This window comes from Streptomyces sp. NPDC004629 (assembly GCF_042873595.1).
Classification (GTDB): Bacteria; Actinomycetota; Actinomycetes; order Streptomycetales; family Streptomycetaceae; genus Streptomyces.
Genome location: NZ_JBIALO010000004.1, coordinates 121275 through 137066, shown reverse-complemented (window position 1 = coordinate 137066; position 15792 = coordinate 121275). Strand labels below are relative to the sequence as shown.

12 protein-coding genes are annotated in these 15792 nt (G+C 73.8%); 3 read left to right on the top strand and 9 right to left on the bottom strand.

Annotated elements, in window-relative coordinates; translation table 11 throughout:
• Positions 1 to 246 precede the first annotated feature (246 nt).
• Positions 247 to 1053, bottom strand: a complete 807-nt coding sequence (locus ACFYTE_RS07675; protein ID WP_388706239.1) for a GntR family transcriptional regulator — start codon at positions 1051 to 1053, stop codon at positions 247 to 249.
• A gap of 435 nt (positions 1054 to 1488) precedes the next feature.
• On the opposite strand from ACFYTE_RS07675, the gene ACFYTE_RS07670 reads away from it, so the two are divergent.
• Positions 1489 to 2523: a DUF2637 domain-containing protein gene (locus tag ACFYTE_RS07670; RefSeq protein ID WP_388706237.1), complete on the top strand. Its 1035-nt coding sequence runs from the start codon at positions 1489 to 1491 to the stop codon at positions 2521 to 2523.
• Positions 2524 to 2625: 102 nt separating this feature from the next.
• Here ACFYTE_RS07670 and ACFYTE_RS07665 read toward each other — a convergent pair whose 3' ends face one another.
• From ACFYTE_RS07665 to ACFYTE_RS07655, 3 genes are all read right to left on the bottom strand, one after another.
• A complete protein-coding gene (locus ACFYTE_RS07665) occupies positions 2626 to 3108 on the bottom strand; it encodes an ATP-binding protein (RefSeq protein ID WP_388706234.1) in 483 nt (160 codons plus the stop codon).
• 298 nt (positions 3109 to 3406) lie between these two features.
• Positions 3407 to 5149 (bottom strand): pyruvate dehydrogenase, encoded by a 1743-nt coding sequence (locus ACFYTE_RS07660; protein ID WP_388706232.1) that lies wholly within the window; start codon positions 5147 to 5149, stop codon positions 3407 to 3409.
• 75 nt (positions 5150 to 5224) lie between these two features.
• Positions 5225 to 6964, bottom strand: a complete 1740-nt coding sequence (locus ACFYTE_RS07655; protein WP_388706229.1) for a protein phosphatase 2C domain-containing protein — start codon at positions 6962 to 6964, stop codon at positions 5225 to 5227.
• Between the two features lie 334 nt (positions 6965 to 7298).
• On the opposite strand from ACFYTE_RS07655, the gene ACFYTE_RS07650 reads away from it, so the two are divergent.
• Together ACFYTE_RS07650 and ACFYTE_RS07645 are read left to right on the top strand one after the other, a co-directional pair.
• Positions 7299 to 8288: a helix-turn-helix domain-containing protein gene (locus ACFYTE_RS07650; RefSeq protein WP_388706226.1), complete on the top strand. Its 990-nt coding sequence runs from the start codon at positions 7299 to 7301 to the stop codon at positions 8286 to 8288.
• A 47-nt stretch (positions 8289 to 8335) separates the two neighbouring features.
• Positions 8336 to 8818 (top strand): DUF456 domain-containing protein, encoded by a 483-nt coding sequence (locus tag ACFYTE_RS07645; RefSeq protein WP_388706224.1) that lies wholly within the window; start codon positions 8336 to 8338, stop codon positions 8816 to 8818.
• Between the two features lie 55 nt (positions 8819 to 8873).
• On the opposite strand, the gene ACFYTE_RS07640 is transcribed toward ACFYTE_RS07645, so the two are convergent.
• From ACFYTE_RS07640 to ACFYTE_RS07620, 5 genes are all read right to left on the bottom strand, one after another.
• A complete protein-coding gene (locus tag ACFYTE_RS07640) occupies positions 8874 to 10133 on the bottom strand; it encodes an SGNH/GDSL hydrolase family protein (protein WP_388706222.1) in 1260 nt (419 codons plus the stop codon).
• Positions 10134 to 10449: 316 nt separating this feature from the next.
• Positions 10450 to 10950 (bottom strand): methylated-DNA--[protein]-cysteine S-methyltransferase, encoded by a 501-nt coding sequence (locus ACFYTE_RS07635; RefSeq protein WP_388706220.1) that lies wholly within the window; start codon positions 10948 to 10950, stop codon positions 10450 to 10452.
• Complete coding sequence (locus ACFYTE_RS07630; protein ID WP_388706790.1) at positions 10947 to 12401, bottom strand: bifunctional transcriptional activator/DNA repair enzyme AdaA; 1455 nt, start codon at positions 12399 to 12401, stop codon at positions 10947 to 10949. Before ACFYTE_RS07630 ends, ACFYTE_RS07635 begins: the two co-directional genes overlap by 4 nt.
• A gap of 75 nt (positions 12402 to 12476) precedes the next feature.
• Positions 12477 to 13583 (bottom strand): ribosome small subunit-dependent GTPase A, encoded by a 1107-nt coding sequence (rsgA, locus tag ACFYTE_RS07625; RefSeq protein WP_388706217.1) that lies wholly within the window; start codon positions 13581 to 13583, stop codon positions 12477 to 12479.
• A gap of 509 nt (positions 13584 to 14092) precedes the next feature.
• Complete coding sequence (locus ACFYTE_RS07620) at positions 14093 to 15583, bottom strand: cellulose binding domain-containing protein (RefSeq protein WP_388706214.1); 1491 nt, start codon at positions 15581 to 15583, stop codon at positions 14093 to 14095.
• Positions 15584 to 15792 lie beyond the last annotated feature (209 nt).

Genomic DNA, 15792 nt, shown 5'->3' with positions numbered 1-15792 from the left:
GGCCGACCACGGCCGGTCGGCATCGCAGCGCTCCCGGCCCATGCCGGATGTGACCACCGCCGGGCAACACCCGGCCGCCGATCACCCCGGGCCACCCGCCGCCGGCCGTCACCCCAGACGGGCAGTGACAGCCACCGGACCCGCCGGCCCGCGCGCACCAGCGCCACCCCGGGCCGTTCGTCGGGCAGCCGCTGTCGGGCGTAGGGCCGTGCAGTATGGCGCGGTCGGGGGGTGGGAGTGCCCGGGTCAGGTGGTGGGGGCGAAGTGGGCTGTGGTGAGGGTTTGGGCCGTGGGCAGGTCGTGGGCGATCAGGGCCTCCAGGAGGGCCGTGTGCTGGGCCGCGTCCGCCAGCAGGTCGGCGCGCTGGCGTCGGGCCGGGCCGCCCACCAGCGGCCACTGGGACCGTCGGTGCAGGTCCTCCGCGATCTGCATCAGCTGCTCGTTGCCGGACAGGGACAGCACCGCCCGGTGGAAGACCCGGTCCGACTCGGCGTACGTCGCCCGGCAGCCGGAGGACGCGGCGCGGACGGTGTCCTCGGCCAGCGGCCACAGCTCCGCCCAGCGTTCGGCCGGCACCGTGCGGGCCAGCCGCAGCACCACCGGCACCTCGATCAGCGCCCGGACCTCCGCCAGTTCGGCCAGCTCCCGCGCGCCCCGCTCGACCACCCGGAACCCGCGGTTCGGCACGACCTCGACCGCGCCTTCGAGCGCGAGCCGCTGCATGGCCTCCCGCACGGGCGTCGCCGACACCCCGAACCGCTCCCCGAGCGCCGGCGCCGAGTACACCTCGCCGGGCGCCAGCTCGCCCGTGACCAGCGCGGTGCGCAGCGCGTCCAGGATCTGCCCGCGCACCGACGCCCGCTGCACGGGACGCGGCTGCGGAATCGGCCGCTCACCGTGCGTGTGCTCCCCGCGGACGCCCGGCGGCACCGCGCCCCGCTCCCGACCCCGGTCCGCGGGCAGGGCCTGGGCCTGGGCCGGCACCCGGGCCGCCGCCCCGGCCCGCAGGTCCGGGATCCCGGTCCCGGTGGAGTCGTGCACACCGTGCCTCACGGGTCCTCCTCCGGGTTGTCGGCACTTGGGGTCATTACGACGGGTTGTTACCTGTCCGTCAAGCACCATAGGCGCATGACGCGACAGTTCAAATTCCGAACGGACAAGGCAAGGCAAGGCTCATCCCTGTCGCGACGGAGCGGGACGAGGCACCCCCTGACATCCACTAAGATCATCCACAACCAGGACACCCGTGCGGGGGCAACCGATTCACAACTTCCTCACTTGTCGCGGGAACTTTCCGTAGAACCATCCGTACGGGTAGTCTTACTCGAACTCAACTCCCGCCCCTCAAGCGGCAGTTCGAGCAGAACGCTGCCATGGGCATCCCCTTGCACCTCCTTGGCGGCCTCTTGCCCCGAAACCCCCTGAGGGCCGGTGGAATTGGGCCACTATGACGGGCGTTACGCCCTATCCCAATGCAAGGGACCCCAGATGAGACTGACCGACATATCGCTGAACTGGCTGCTTCCGGGCGCCGTACTGCTCCTGGGCATCCTGGCGGCGGTGGCGGTGCTCGCGCGCAGCAAGCGGTCCGGGGAGCACGCGAAGACCGAGGACTCGTGGGAGCGGAACGAGGAGCGGCGCAGGCGCAAGGAAGCCATCTACGGCACGGCTTCCTATGTACTCCTCTTCTGCTGTGCGGCGGTCGCGGCCGCGCTTTCCTTCAAGGGTCTGGTCGGCTTCGGTGAGCAGAACCTGGGCCTGTCCAACGGCTGGCAGTACCTGGTGCCGTTCGGACTGGACGGCGCGGCCATGTTCTGTTCCGTCCTCGCGGTGCGCGAGGCCAGCCACGGGGACGCGGCCCTCGGCTCCCGGATCCTCGTGTGGACGTTCGCGGGCGCCGCTGCCTGGTTCAACTGGGTGCACGCGCCCAGGGGTCTGAGCCACGACGGCGCCCCGCACTTCTTCGCGGGCATGTCCCTCTCTGCGGCCGTGCTGTTCGACCGGGCGCTGAAGCAGACCCGCAGGGCCGCCCTGCGCGAGCAGGGCCTGGTGCCGCGCCCGCTGCCGCAGATCCGCATCGTCCGCTGGCTGCGCGCGCCCCGCGAGACCTACAAGGCTTGGTCCCTGATGCTGCTGGAGAACGTGCGCAGCCTGGACGAGGCCGTCGACGAGGTCCGCGACGACAAGCGGCAGAAGGAAGAGGCCCGGCTGCGCAGGCGCGACCAGCAGCGCATGGAGCGGGCCCAGCTCAAGGCCCTCAGCCGCGGGACCCGTGGCTTCATCGGGCGTGGCGGCCGGCAGGCCGAGGTGCAGGCGGTGGAGCGTGGCTCCTCACAGGTTTCCGCGGAGCCTGCCATAGCGGCGCCGGAACTGCCCGTACGCTCTCGGCCCTCCCTTCAGCCCGTCCGCAAAGGGACTGACCCGATCACCGTCGACCTGACCGCGGAGGACGACACCATGGCGCTGCCGCGCCTCGACTCCCTGGAGCGCAAGCTCAAGGATCTGGAACAGCAGTTCGGCTAGGACTCGGCCCGGTCAGGGCCGGTTCGGCCGGAACCGGGCACCACGGGGCGGGGGCGTGACCACACGAGTCACGCCCCCGCCCCGTTCTCCGTCCCGCGTCGTTCAGGCGGCTTCCGTGCCCAGTTCGAACCACACGGACTTGCCCACGCCGTGCGGCCGCACGCCCCACGCGTCCGCGAGGGACTGCACCAGGAGCAGACCCCGGCCGTGCGTGCCCTCGTCGGCGGACGGCGCCCGCAGCACCGGCCTGCGGGCCACGAAGTCCCGCACCTCCACCCGGAGTCCGCGCGGACCGACGACGGCCGTCAGGACGGCGTCCCGGTCGGTGTGCACGAGTGCGTTGGTGACCAGTTCGCTGGTGAGGAGTTCCGCTATCTCTGAGCGGCCCGGTTTCCCCCAGTGCCGCAGGAGTTCCCGCAGTTCCCTGCGCGCCTCGGGCACGGCCCGCAGGTTCGCCCGGCCGAGCCTGCGCCGCAGTTGCGGGGCGTGCGCCCGGTCCGTGCCGTCGTCGGTGCCTTCTCCGGTCGACTTCGCCGAGGAGCCCCTGATGACCACGGGGCCGCCCCCTCGTGCCTGCTTTCTCATGTCCCCCGCCCGCACGCCGTCGCCGTTGCCCCTCCTGGTCGAACACGTCACGGGGATCCATGCCCCGTGAGCCCTGGGCCAGTCCTGTCCGACCGTCGACGACCAGCGGTTCGGCCATGGCGGTACGGCGCCGTCACGGCGGCCCGCACGCCACGGGGACCGTGATCCGGCCACCGAGAGGACGATAGGACGCCACGAACGCCCCGGCGCGTCGAGCCGGGACGCTTTCCGCAAGTCACTGACGCACCGTCAGTGCACGTGAATCTGGCCGGAATCGATCGCCCTGCCGCGTGTCCGGTCAGGGCCGGGGGATGTTCCGCAGGTTCGAGCGGGCCATCTGGACCATGCGGCCGACACCGCCGTCCAGCACCATCTTCGAGGCGGACAGGGCGAAGCCGGTGACCATGTCGCCGCTGATCTTCGGCGGAATGGACAGCGCGTTGGGGTCGGTGACGATGTCGACCAGGGCCGGGCCACGGTGCGCGAAGGCGTCCCGCAGCGCGCCGGCCAGCTGCTTCGGTTTCTCCACCCGCAGTCCGAAGGCACCGCAGGCGCGGGCCACCGCGGCGAAGTCGGGGTTGGTGTTGGTGGTGCCGTACGAGGGCAGGCCCGCCACCAGCATCTCCAACTCGACCATGCTCAGCGCGGAGTTGTTGAACAGGACGACCTTCACCGGCAGGTCGTACTGCACGAGGGTCAGGAAGTCGCCCATCAGCATGGCGAATCCGCCGTCGCCGGACATCGACACGACCTGTCGCCGGCGGTCGGTGAACTGCGCCCCGATCGCCATGGGCAGCGCGTTCGCCATCGAGCCGTGCGAGAAGGAACCGATGACGCGGCGCCGGCCGTTGGGCGAGATATAACGGGCAGCCCACACGTTGCACATACCGGTGTCGACCGTGAACACGGCGTCCTCGTCGGCGACTTCGTCGAGCACCGCGGCCACGTACTCCGGGTGGATCGGGATGTGCTTGTCGACCTTCCTGGTGTACGCCTTGACCACACCCTCCAGCGCGTCCGCGTGCTTCTTCAGCATCCGGTCCAGGAAGCGCCGGTTCTCCTTGGTCCGCACCCGCGGCACCAGACAGCGCAGGGTCTCGCGCACATCGCCCCACACGGCCAGGTCGAGCCGGGAGCGACGGCCCAGCACCTCCGGGCGCACATCGATCTGCACGATCCGCACGTCGTCGGGCAGGAAGGCGTTGTACGGGAAGTCGGTGCCGAGCAGGATCAGCAGATCGCACTCGTGGGTGGCCTCATAGGCGGCGCCGTAGCCGAGCAGGCCGCTCATGCCGACGTCGTACGGATTGTCGTACTGGATCCACTCCTTGCCGCGCAGCGCGTGGCCGACCGGGGACTTGATCTTCCCGGCGAACTCCATGACCTCGGCGTGCGCGTCCGCGGTGCCGCTGCCGCAGAACAGGGTCACCTTGTCGGCCTCGTCGATCATCCGGACGAGCGCGTCGACCTCGGCGTCGCCCGGCCGCACGGAGGGCCGGGAGGTCACGAGGGCCAGCTCGGCGGCCCTCTCCGGCGCGGGCTCGGCGGCGATGTCACCCGGCAGGGACACCACGCTGACGCCCCGCTGCCCCACCGCGTGCTGGATCGCGGTCTGCAGCAGCCGGGGCATCTGCTTCGGGGTGGAGATCAGTTCGCTGTAGTGGCTGCACTCGCGGAACAACTGGTCGGGGTGTGTTTCCTGGAAGTAGCCCAGGCCGATCTCGCTGGACGGGATGTGCGAGGCGAGGGCGAGCACCGGCGCCATGGAGCGATGGGCGTCGTACAGGCCGTTGATCAGGTGCAGGTTGCCGGGGCCGCAGGAGCCGGCGCAGGCGGCCAGCTTCCCGGTGATCTGCGCCTCCGCGCCGGCGGCGAAGGCGGCGCTCTCCTCGTGCCGTACGTGGATCCAGTCGATGGCCGCGTTGCGGCGCACGGCGTCGACCACGGGGTTGAGACTGTCGCCGACGACACCGTAGAGGCGGCGCACTCCGGCGCGGGCGAGGATGTCCACGAACTGTTCTGCGACATTCTGTTTGGCCATGGCTTTCGAGTACCCCTCCGGTCTCGGGGGATCCGACGGTCCGCTCGGAGTTCCATGGAGTCACAGGGGCCGCGGTTACGCCTCCCACACGGCGGCGACCGTACGGTCGTCGGCGTACCCCTTGACCCGCACCTGGGTGTCGGCGAGGAACGCGGCCAGGCCGGGCGGGGTGCCGCCGGACCAGCGCCGGGCCAGGTAGGCGCAGAGGGCGGGCTCGCCGCGCAGCGGTTCCGCCAGGCCGCCGCTGCACATCAGCAGCGCGTCACCCGGGCGGGCGACGGAGGCCCGGAAGCGGAAGGGTGCACGGGGCGGCTCGGGGGCGGGCTCGTACGGGCTGGGCGGCGTCGGGATCCCCAGGTCCATCGTGAGCCGGTCGCCGTCCGGGGTCTCGGCGGGCGGCGACCCGAAGCCGAGCACGGCGTCACCGGTGGTGTCGGCGGCGCTGACCTGCGGCTCGATGTCCTGCCAGGCTCCGTCCCTGAGCCGGAACAGGCCGCCTTCGCCGATGCCGAAGAAGATGCGCGTACGGCAGTCGGGGCGGGCCGGCAGCAGCAGACAGCGCAGACTGGCCGCGTACTCCTCCGGGTCGATGCCCTGCTCGGTGGCGCTGGCGCGGAGCTTGCCCAGGCTGCGGTCGGTGAGCCGGTGCAGGCCGGACTTCAGCTCGCCGCGGCGGGCCGCGTGGATGTCCTCGACCAGCCGCTGATGACTGCGGCCCACGGCCTGGCCGATCCACTGGCAGGCCTCGGCCGCGGCGCGGTGGGCGCCCGGGGTGGCCCGGGCGCCGGTCGCCATCGCGACGAGGATCAGCGCCTGTTCGCCGGTGCCGAACCGCGCGGTGAGCAGCGCATCGCGGCGCGGTTCGCCCCGGTAGCGCGCGGAGTCGCCCCGCACGGACGCGGCCCGCAGGGTGCACACCCCGTACCGGGCACCGTCGAGCACGGTGTCGGCGACCAACTCGTCGAGACCGTCGGGGTCGGCGAGCGGCAGAGCGGTCGGCTCGGCGTCATAGGTGGGCGGCCCTGACCCGACGTACTCGACGCCCCACGCCCCTGCGCTCGCCGCACCCGCCCCCTGCCCGACGCCGGGGCCCGCCGCCGCGTCCTGCTCGGTGCCCTCGAACTCCGGTGAGGCGTGCCCGTCGTCCGGATCCGTCTGCTCCTGCGGGCCGCCGGCAGCGGGTTCCGTCGCGCCGAAGATCCCTGCCTCCGGGGCGCTTTCGCCCAGTGCCCAGTACGTCGGGGCCACTGGCTCCGGCGGGCTCGCGGATGCCGCCCGCAGCGCGGCGGGATCGCCCTCGGTCCCGCGCTCCGCCGGGCCCGGGCGCTGCTGCGTCGCCGCCGGGAAGGCCGGCAGAGGCGGCGGGTCCGCGGGCGCTCCGGGCCTCACCGGACCGGGTGACTCCCAGGGGGCTCCGGGCCGGGGGCGGACCGGGCCGCCGTCCGGCGGGACGGAGGCACGCCCCGCCGCAACCGCGTCCTCGCCCGGCACCGCGGCCTCTCCAGGTACCGCGGCCTCTCCAGGTACCGCGTCCTCGCCCCCAGGACGGTCGTCCGTTTCCGCGCCGGCCGCGTCCGCGCGCCGCGCGTCCGCCCGGCCGCCGGCGCCCGGCGTGGACTCCGGCGCGACCGACGCGACCTCGGACCCGGACCCGCCGGGCGATGCGCCGGGGCTGAGCGTGTGCGAGGCCGAGGCGAAGCGGTCGTCCAGGGAATCGGTCGCGGGTGCGGGGCCCGTGTCCTGGGTGGAGTCGTCGTACAGCTGGCCCCACCAGTCGTCCGCGTCTCGGGCGGGCCCGCCCCCCTGCTGGCTCATGCCCCTGATTGTCCACCGCGCGGGCCCCGGGACAACGCGACATCGGGAAAAAGCGACGCACGCACCGCCTCGAACGGTGCGCCGGGCACCGCCTGCGCCCGTCGCCGGGCGGCTCCACCCCCCACCGGCGAACCGCCCGGCGACATCCCGGCGGCCCGGTCGCGGACCACCGTCTGCGCGGCCGAACAGCAGATGATCGACTTCGCGGTGTGGCCACCATGGCAGAGTGACCGATGGTGTGGCGACGATGCGCCGAGGCGGGTTTGCGCCGCGGCCGGTTTCCGCCGCATCCGCCGCGAGGGGTGGTCGTGTCGCCGGGGAGGGACGAGGGCTGATGCTGGCAGCGATAGGGCTGGACGAGACGCACGAAACGGCATACCGGGCACTGGTGTCCGTGGGCGCCGCCGAGGTGCCCGATCTGGCGCGCCGCCTGATGCTGGCCGAGCACGACACGGAGCGCGCCCTGCGCCGGCTGGAGCGGCACGGCCTCGCGGCCCAGTCGTCGGCCCGTCCCGGCCGCTGGGTGGCGGCGCCGCCGGGCGTCGCGCTGGGCGCGCTGCTCACCCAGCAGCGGCACGAACTGGAGAAGGCCGAGCTGGCGGCGGCCCTGCTCGCCGAGGAGTACCGGGCGGCGGCGGCCGAGCCCGCCGTGCACGACCTGGTCGAGGTGGTGACCGGGGCCGCCGCGGTGGCCCAGCGTTTTCTGCAGATGCAACTGTCCGCGAGCGACGAGGTCTGGGCGCTGGTCACCGGCCATCCGATGGTCGTCTCCGGCGCGGAGAACGACGCCGAGGAGCAGGCCGTCGGGCGCGGCGTCCGCTACCGGGTGGTGGTGGAGCGTGCGGTGCTGGATCTGCCCAACGGGATCACCGAGCTGACCGCGGCGCTGGGCCGGGACGAGCAGGTGCGGGTGGTGGACGAGGTGCCGACCAAGCTGGTGGTGGCCGACCGCTCGCTGGCCATGGTGCCGCTCACCTCCAACAGCGCGGAACCGGCCGCGCTCGTCGTGCACGCCAGCGGCCTGCTGGAGGTGCTGTGCGGACTGTTCGAGTCGGTGTGGCACCAGGCGCTGCCGCTCAGGCTGGGCGCGCAGGGGGTGTGCGAACAGCAGCCGGACGGCCCCGACGACACCGATCTGGAGGTGCTGTCGCTGCTGCTCGCCGGGCTGACCGACGCGAGCGTCGCCAAACAGCTGGACCTGGGCCTGCGGACCGTGCAGCGTCGGGTGAAACGGCTGATGGAGCTGACCGGGGTGACGACCCGGCTGCAACTGGGCTGGCACGCCTACGAGCGCGGCTGGGTGGCCCGGGACGCCCAGGAGTGACGCGTACCTGCCCTGCGCGATCGGCCGTGTTCCGGCACGCTGGGCAGATGGGAGCGTGGGGACTCCTGCTGGTCGGCGTGGTGATGGCGCTCGGCCTGTGCGGGGTGCTGGTGCCCGGGGTGCCGGGTTCGTGGCTGGTGTGGGCCGCGGTGCTGTGGTGGGCGCTGCAGGATCCGCAGCCGCTCGCCTGGGCCGTCCTGGTGGGCGCCACCGGCGTGCTGCTCCTGTCCCAGGCGGTGCGCTGGGCGCTGCCGCCGCCGCGGCTGCGGGCGAGCGGCGCGGCGCCACGGGCGGGCGTGTACGCGGGGCTCGGGGCGTTCCTCGGTTTCTTCCTGGTGCCCGTGGTCGGGGCGATCCCCGGCTTCCTGGCCGGGGTCTATCTGCATGAGCGGCTGCGCCTCGGCCGCCACGGCGAGGCGGTGGCCGCGCTGCGCACGACGATGCGCTCGGGCGGATCCGGCGTGCTGACGGAGCTGTTCACCTGTCTGCTGATCATGGGCGCATGGCTGGGCGCGGTGGTCTGGGGCTGACGGCACGACCGCGCCCGGCGCGGCACGGAAGCGGCCACCGGGCGCCCCGGGCGGTTCACCGCAGGGTGCCGAGGTCGATCGCGTCGGCCAGCGCCCGCATGCCCGCGTCGTTGAAGTGCAGATGGTCGCCGGGGTCGTAGGCGGGTTTGATCCGGCGGGGCTGTGCCGGGTCGCGGACGGCGGCGTCGAAATCGGCGACGGCGTCGAAGGCGCCGCCGGTGCGGATGAAGGCGTTGATCCGCTGCCGTACGTCCTCGCGCGCGGCGGTGAAGGCGCCGTGGCCGCCGTACGGCGTGAGGGTGGCGCCGACGACCCGGATGCCGAGGGTGTGCGCGCGGGAGACGATCGCGCGGTACGCGGCCTCGAAGTCGGCGACGTCGTTCGCCTGGGGTCTGCCGTTGATGTCGTTGATGCCTTCGAAGACGATCAGCACCCGCGCGCCCGACCGGGACAGGGCGTCGGCGTCCAGCCGGGACAGCGCGCTCGGCCCGGTGCCGTCGCGCAGCAGTCGGTTGCCGGCGATCCCGGCGTTGAGCACGCCCAGCCGGTGGGGCCTCAGGCGTTCGGCGAGCCGGTCGGGCCAGCGGCGGTCGGCGTCCGGGGTGGAGCCGGTGCCGTCGGTGAGGGAGTCCCCGAAGGCGACGACGCTGCCGGCGCCGCCGGTCACGAGGACGTCGACGCCGGTGACGTAGTACCAGTGGCTGGTGGTGGCCGTGTACGCCGAGCCGTCCACGTCGGCCGCCCGGCCCGCGCCCTGGGGCGCGACATAGCTGGTGCGCAGGGCGGTGCGGTGGTACGTGGCGGGTCCGCCGTCGGTGGGGGGGTGGACCGTGACGAGCAGATCGGCGGCGGCCGGCACGGCCAGGGGCACCGGATCGCTGACCAGGTCGCCGCCGGCCGGGACCACGGTCGTGGGCGCGCCGCCGAAGGTCACGGTGCGCATCGTGCCGGGGACGGCGTCCGGGCCGGCCGCGCCGCGCAGCGCGACGGTGACCGCGCCGAGCATCAGGGGGGAGGTGCCGAGCCGGTTGCTGAGACGGATCCGCAGGAGCTGACCGCCGACGCTGAGGTGCACGACGTTGCGGACGGCGGCGCCGGGCAGCGCGGGGGCGGTGCCGGACGGAGCGGCCTCCCAGGTGCCGGTCCAGGAGCCCGGCACGGACTCGGCACGGACCGCCGTGGACACCGTCGCGCGCGTCGCCCCCGTCGCCGTGACCGGCGCGGTGGCCGTCGCCGCCCCCGTCTGTGCCGACGCGCCCGTCGTACCGATCAGCGCCAGCAGCGCCACCGCGAGTACCCGCCCGGCCTTGACCATGTGTGCGCCCGCCCTTCCCGATGGCCCGCAGGAGCCGAAAGTGACACACGGCCGGCCGGTGCGGGGGCAGCATCACGGCGACGACACCCGCTCGGCCCAGCGCACGCGGCGCCCCGCCAGCCCGAAACGGGCGGCGCACGCGGGCAGTTCGACCAACCAGCGCGCGCGGTCCGCTGACGCCGGCGCCTACGCAGACAGTTCACGCTGCCGACGCGCGGCCAGTTGGACTCAGACGGCCCGAACACGGCCAGTGGGCGTGCGCTGTTGTCGTGTGCGGTGAGCGTAGGCAGACCGGGCTGGGGTTCAGCGGGGGTGGTCAGTGTGGGGTGAGTGTGCCCTCCAGGGTGAGCAGCCAGGTTTTGCGGTCGAGGCCGCCGGCGTAGCCGGTCAGGGAGCCGTCCGCGCCGATCACCCGGTGGCAGGGGCGCACGATCAGCAACGGGTTGGCGCCGATCGCGCCGCCGACCGCCCGCACCGCGGCCCGCGGCGCGCCGATCCGCGCGGCGATCTCGCCGTACGTCGTGGTCGCCCCGTAGGGAACGGAGTCGAGCGCGTCCCACACCCGCTCCCGGAACGCGGTGCCGTGCGTCCGCAGGTGCAGCCGGAACTCCTTCAGTTCACCGGCGAGATAGGCGGCGAGCTGCTCCTCGGCCGCCCGGAACGGGCCGGGGTCGCGCCGCCAGCCCTCACCGACCGTACGGCCGCCCTTCTGACCGGGCACGGAGAGCGAGGTGAGCGCGCCGTCCGGGCCCGCGGTCAGCAGGAGCGGGCCGAGCGGCGCGGCCACGGTGGTCCAGTACGTCGGTTCCAGGGTCATGCCGTCGTGGACTTCCCTTCGGGATGCGGGTGTTGGGAGGCGTACGGGTCCGGCCCGTCGCCGAGTTCCCGTGCGGTCTCCAGGTGCCGCACGGCGTAGGAGCGCCAGGGCCGCCGGCCGTCCGGCATGTCGAGGCCGGGCGGGGCCACGTCGGGGTCGGCCAGGGCGCGGATCCGGATCGCGGCGGCGACGGCCGGGTCCAGGCCGGGCAGGGCGAGCAGCGCCTGCGTGGCGTCGTCCCGGTCCGCGCCGGGATCGAGCCGTACGGTGCCGTCGGCCAGCGCGGCGGCCAGTGCGCCCAGGGTGCCGTGCGGCTCGGCCTCGGCGAGCACGGCGGGCTCAGGGAACAGATGGGTGAGGCTGCCGCAGGGGGCGTCCAGCGCCTTCCCGTACCGCTGCACCAGCCGTTCGGACTCCGCGGGCCCGGCCAGCGCGCGCACCGCCCACTCGGCCGGGTCGGCGGCTCCGGGTGAACGCAGTCCGGGCCGGGCGGCGACCAGCGGGGCGAGTCGTGCGTCGGCGCTCAGCCGTTCGTCGACCGCGTACGGATCGGCGTCCAGATCGAACAGCCGGCGCAGCCGCTGCACCGCCGTGGTCAGGTCCCGCGGATCGGTGAGGTGCAGCCGGGCGTCGAGCCAGCCGCCGGGGTGGGCGGCGGGCCCCGTCCGAGGGGACCGGGTGCGCTCCGCGACGGCGACGATGCCCGTGCCGTACGGCAGCCGGAGCGTGCGCCGGTAGGTGCGGTCGCCACGGGCGCCGCCGACCTCCTCGACCCCGCGCACGGCCTCGCGCGCGAGCAGGTCGAAGACGGCGGCGGCCTGGTAGGGCCCGCGGTGGGCGAGCCGCAGCGGTATCCCGGCGCCGGGGGTGGCGCGCGGCGCTCCGCCCCTGCCGCGGGGTGCGGCGGCGCGCAGCCGGCTCGGGGTGGCCGCGTACACGCCCCGGATGGTGTCGTTGAACTGCCGCACGCTGGCGAACCCGGAGGCGAACGCGATCTCGGTGATCGGCAGCTCGGTGGTCTGCAGCAGGACGCGCGCGGTGTGCGCCCGCTGGGCCCGGGCGAGCGCGACGGGTCCGGCGCCCAGCTCGGCGGTGAGCTGCCGCTGGACCTGTCGCGCGCTGTAGCCGAGCCGGTCGGCGAGCCCGGCGACGCCCTCGCGGTCCACGATGCCGTCGCCGATCAGCCGCATGGCACGGCCCACGACGTCCGCGCGGACGTTCCAGTCGGCGGAGCCGGGCACGGCGTCCGGGCGGCAGCGGCGGCACGCCCGGAAGCCGCGGCCCTGCGCGGCGGCGGCGGTCATGAAGAACCGCACGTTGCGCCGCTTCGGGGTCACGGCCGGGCAACTGGGCCGGCAGTAGATCCCCGTCGTCTCGACGGCGAAGAAGAACTCCCCGTCGAACCGGGCGTCCCGGCTGCGCACGGCCTCGTACCTGGTGTCTTCGTCCATCACGTCATCCAGTGTGGGCGACGCCGGCGGGGGCGGCTGGCGGAAATCGGACGCGACGCTGCCGCCCCCGTCAGGTCACCGCAGGCGTCCGCGCTTGGCCTCCATGGCCGCCCTGCCCTCCGCGCCCTTCCGCTTCCAGTCCCGGCGCAGCTCGGCGCGCACCCGCGCGTCGGTCTTCGCGACGATCCACTGGTTCTCGCGGACTAGCTTGCGGTAGCTGTCCAGGCGGCGGGCCGGCAGCCGGCCGGTCTCGACGGCGGCGGTGACCGCGCACCCGGGCTCGGTGTCGTGCGCGCAGTCCTGGAAGCGGCATCCCTCGGCCAGTTCCTCGATCTCGGCGAAGACCTGCCCGACCCCGGTCTCGGCGTCGAAGAGCCCGACGCCGCGCAGCCCCGGCGTGTCGATGAGCACGCCCCCGCCGGGCAGCGCGAGCAGATTGCGGGTGGTGGTCGTGTGCCGGCCCTTGCCGTCCACGTCCCGGGCGGCCTGTACGTCCATGACATCCTCGCCGACCAGGGCGTTGGCGAGGGTCGACTTGCCCGCGCCGGACTGCCCGAGCAGCACGGAGGTGCCCGTGCCGACCAGTGCGAAGAGGGTGTCCAGGCCGTCCCCGTGCAGGGCGCTGACGCTCAGCACGGGCGCCCCGGGCGAGGCCGTCTCCACGTCCTGGACCAGGTGCGCGAGGGTCACCGGGTCGGGCACGAGGTCGGCCTTGGTGAGCACGACCACGGGCTGCGCGCCGGACTCCCAGGCCAGGGCCAGGAACCGTTCGATGCGGCCGAGGTCGAGTTCGAGGGCCAGCGACACGGCGACGACCGCGTGGTCGACGTTGGCGGCGAGGATCTGCCCCTCGGACCGCTTGGACGAGGTGGAGCGCACGAAGGCGGTACGCCGTGGCAACAGCGTCCGTACGTACTGCGGCTCCCCGTCCGAGTCGACCGCCACCCAGTCTCCCGTACACACGACCTTCATCGGGTCACGGGGGACGACGAACTCGGTGTCGGCACGAACAGTGCCGACCGGGGTGATGACGTCACACAGGCCACGGTCGACCCGGACGACACGGCCGGGCAGGAGATTCTGCTCGGCGTACGGAACAAACTCGGCTTCCCAGCCCTCGTCCCAGCCATAGGCGGCGAGAGGATGCGACGAAACCGAAGAAGAAGAAGAGGAGAAAGACAAGGGGTGACCCTTCACACGGGTGGCCCCGGCGCCGCGCCCACTGGCGCGGGAGAAGAGTGAGGTCAGCCGGAGACCACGGAGGTGGACTGAATGAACTTCCGGATGCGGGCGGCGCCCATCGCAACGACAGCCATCGGTCACACCTCCTGAACCGAACCAAGTCACCCGCGGCAACCTCCGGTCACCGCTCGAACAGCACTGACACTAGGGACAGTCAGGCCGCGCCGCCACCGAATTACGGCAGCCTATGTGCACGGGTCATTCCATCCCGTAGAGCGTCTCCAGGTCGACCAGCTGGACATCAGGGTCCGCCTGTGCGGCCGCGTGTGCCTTGTCGTTGAATCCCGCACCGCTGAGACACAGGAGTCGGGTACCGGTGGTGTCGTAGCCGCGCGGCCAGGCGCGGCGAGGTGAGTGGCGGTCAGCCGGTGGCAGGCTGAATGTGTCCCGCCCTGGGCCTGCCCCGTCAACCTGCTCTCCGCGGGCGACCGCTGTGTGGCGGATGTGGGTCAGCGGGCCGCGCAGGTGTGTCCGTTGAGGGTGAAAGCGGACGGCGCGGAGTTCCTGCCGTGCCATGAGGCGAGGAAGCCGAAGCTGAGGCGGCCGTCCGCGGCGACGGACTTGTTGTAGTCGGCGGCGGTGGCGGTGACCCGGGCGCCGTGCTGGCTGAGGCTCGCGTCCCACATCTGGCTCACCTGCTGGCCGTCCCGGAAGGACCAGGAGACGCGCCAGTCGGCGAGGGCCTGCGCGGTGCTGATGGTGACGGTGGCCTGGAAGCCGTCGGGCCACTCGTTGACCTGCTCGTACTCGACGTGGCAGGCGGCCCCCGGCCGGGTCGCGGCATCCGAGCCGCGGGCGGTGGACGCGGAGGTGCCCTGGGGTTCCGGGTCGGGGGCGCGGCCGGCCGGACCAGTCGGGGTGCCGATCGCGGTGCCGGACGCGGAGGGTGCGGTGGAGCGGGCGGTGGGCGCGGCGCGCGAGGGGTCCGCGGACGGGAGCGGCACGCCGGGGTCGGCGACCGGCTGCCGGTCGTCGGGGCGTGCGGCCCGGTCCTCGTCCGAGCCGCCGAAGGGCATCATCGACACGCCGAGCGCCAGCAGGGACAGGAGGACGGCCGCGGCGAGCAGGCCGCCGCGCAGCAGACGGCCACGGCCGGTGCCCTCCTTCGGCTCCTCGCTCTCCCGGTCCGCCGGCGCCCCGGGGCGGCCGGCGCCGAGCCGCACCTCGGCGGCCCGGCGGCGGCGCTCCAGATAGGCGAGGCCGCCCCAGCCTATGACCCCGCCGGCCAGCGCCGCGGGCAGTCCGCCGCCGTGCAGCCGCAGGCAGCCGGCGGCCTCCGCGCACTGGACGCAGGTGGCCAGGTGCCGGGAGAGGTCGTCGGGGGTGCCGGTGGCGGGCGAGCGGGTGACCGCGTCGAGCAGCCGGGCGTAGCTGCGGCACTGCGCGTCCATCGGGGTGTCGAGGTGGGCGCGGTGGCAGCGGTCCCGGAACAGGGCCTGGACCTGGTCGAGTTCCTGGCCCGCGACGTCCGGGTCGAGACCGAGCCGGCGGGCGACGACGGGCAGCGGCAGCGCCTCCACCTCGACCAGCCACAGCAGCGAGGCGTCCGCCTCCTGGAGGTCCCGGAGAGCGCGCAGGGCGACCGGGCGCAGCAGGGGCGGCCCGGTGTAGCGGGCGGCCTTGTCGGAGTTGAGCCACAGCCGGAGGTCGGGGTCGAGCCGGTGGCCGAACCCGTCGGCCTCCCAGCCGGCGGCCGTGCTGCGGACGGCGGTCAGCAGCAGCGGGATCATGGGCAGCCGCGGTGCGCGCCGGCCCGCCCGCACCGGCGAGGACCCCACGGAGCGCGCCTCGCGCAGGCCCGCCGCGAACGCCTCCGTGGCCAGTTGGTTGGCCGTCTGGGCGCCGGACGTGCACAGGTCGGCGTAGGAGAGCACGGCGTCCCAGTACTCGGCGAACAGCGCGGCCTCGGTGGCGTCCTGAGGGGTCGGCAGGTCGGGCATGGGTCTCCTGCATCCACGAGCGAGGTCAACTCACCATATCGGCAATGGAGTTGGGGGGAACCTCGCGGAAGGGCCCGAGCTTTTCACGCCTTCCACACAACTGACAAGCGGCCTATTCAACTCTGGCTGCGGGCAGGGTACGGCGGGTCGTTCCGTCGTACGGGTGCCGTGCGGCGCGGTCCGCCGCGAGCCACAACTCCGGCCTCTTG

Excerpts from the sequence above, each read along its gene's own strand:
- ACFYTE_RS07670 (WP_388706237.1), top strand. The coding sequence starts at position 1,489 with ATGAGACTGACCGACATATCGCTGAACTGGCTGCTTCCGGGCGCCGTA.
- ACFYTE_RS07665 (WP_388706234.1), bottom strand. The coding sequence starts at position 3,108 with ATGAGAAAGCAGGCACGAGGGGGCGGCCCCGTGGTCATCAGGGGCTCC.
- ACFYTE_RS07660 (WP_388706232.1), bottom strand. The coding sequence starts at position 5,149 with ATGGCCAAACAGAATGTCGCAGAACAGTTCGTGGACATCCTCGCCCGC.
- ACFYTE_RS07655 (WP_388706229.1), bottom strand. The coding sequence starts at position 6,964 with ATGAGCCAGCAGGGGGGCGGGCCCGCCCGAGACGCGGACGACTGGTGG.
- ACFYTE_RS07650 (WP_388706226.1), top strand. The coding sequence starts at position 7,299 with ATGCTGGCAGCGATAGGGCTGGACGAGACGCACGAAACGGCATACCGG.
- ACFYTE_RS07645 (WP_388706224.1), top strand. The coding sequence starts at position 8,336 with ATGGGAGCGTGGGGACTCCTGCTGGTCGGCGTGGTGATGGCGCTCGGC.
- ACFYTE_RS07640 (WP_388706222.1), bottom strand. The coding sequence starts at position 10,133 with ATGGTCAAGGCCGGGCGGGTACTCGCGGTGGCGCTGCTGGCGCTGATC.
- ACFYTE_RS07635 (WP_388706220.1), bottom strand. The coding sequence starts at position 10,950 with ATGACCCTGGAACCGACGTACTGGACCACCGTGGCCGCGCCGCTCGGC.
- ACFYTE_RS07630 (WP_388706790.1), bottom strand. The coding sequence starts at position 12,401 with ATGGACGAAGACACCAGGTACGAGGCCGTGCGCAGCCGGGACGCCCGG.
- ACFYTE_RS07620 (WP_388706214.1), bottom strand. The coding sequence starts at position 15,583 with ATGCCCGACCTGCCGACCCCTCAGGACGCCACCGAGGCCGCGCTGTTC.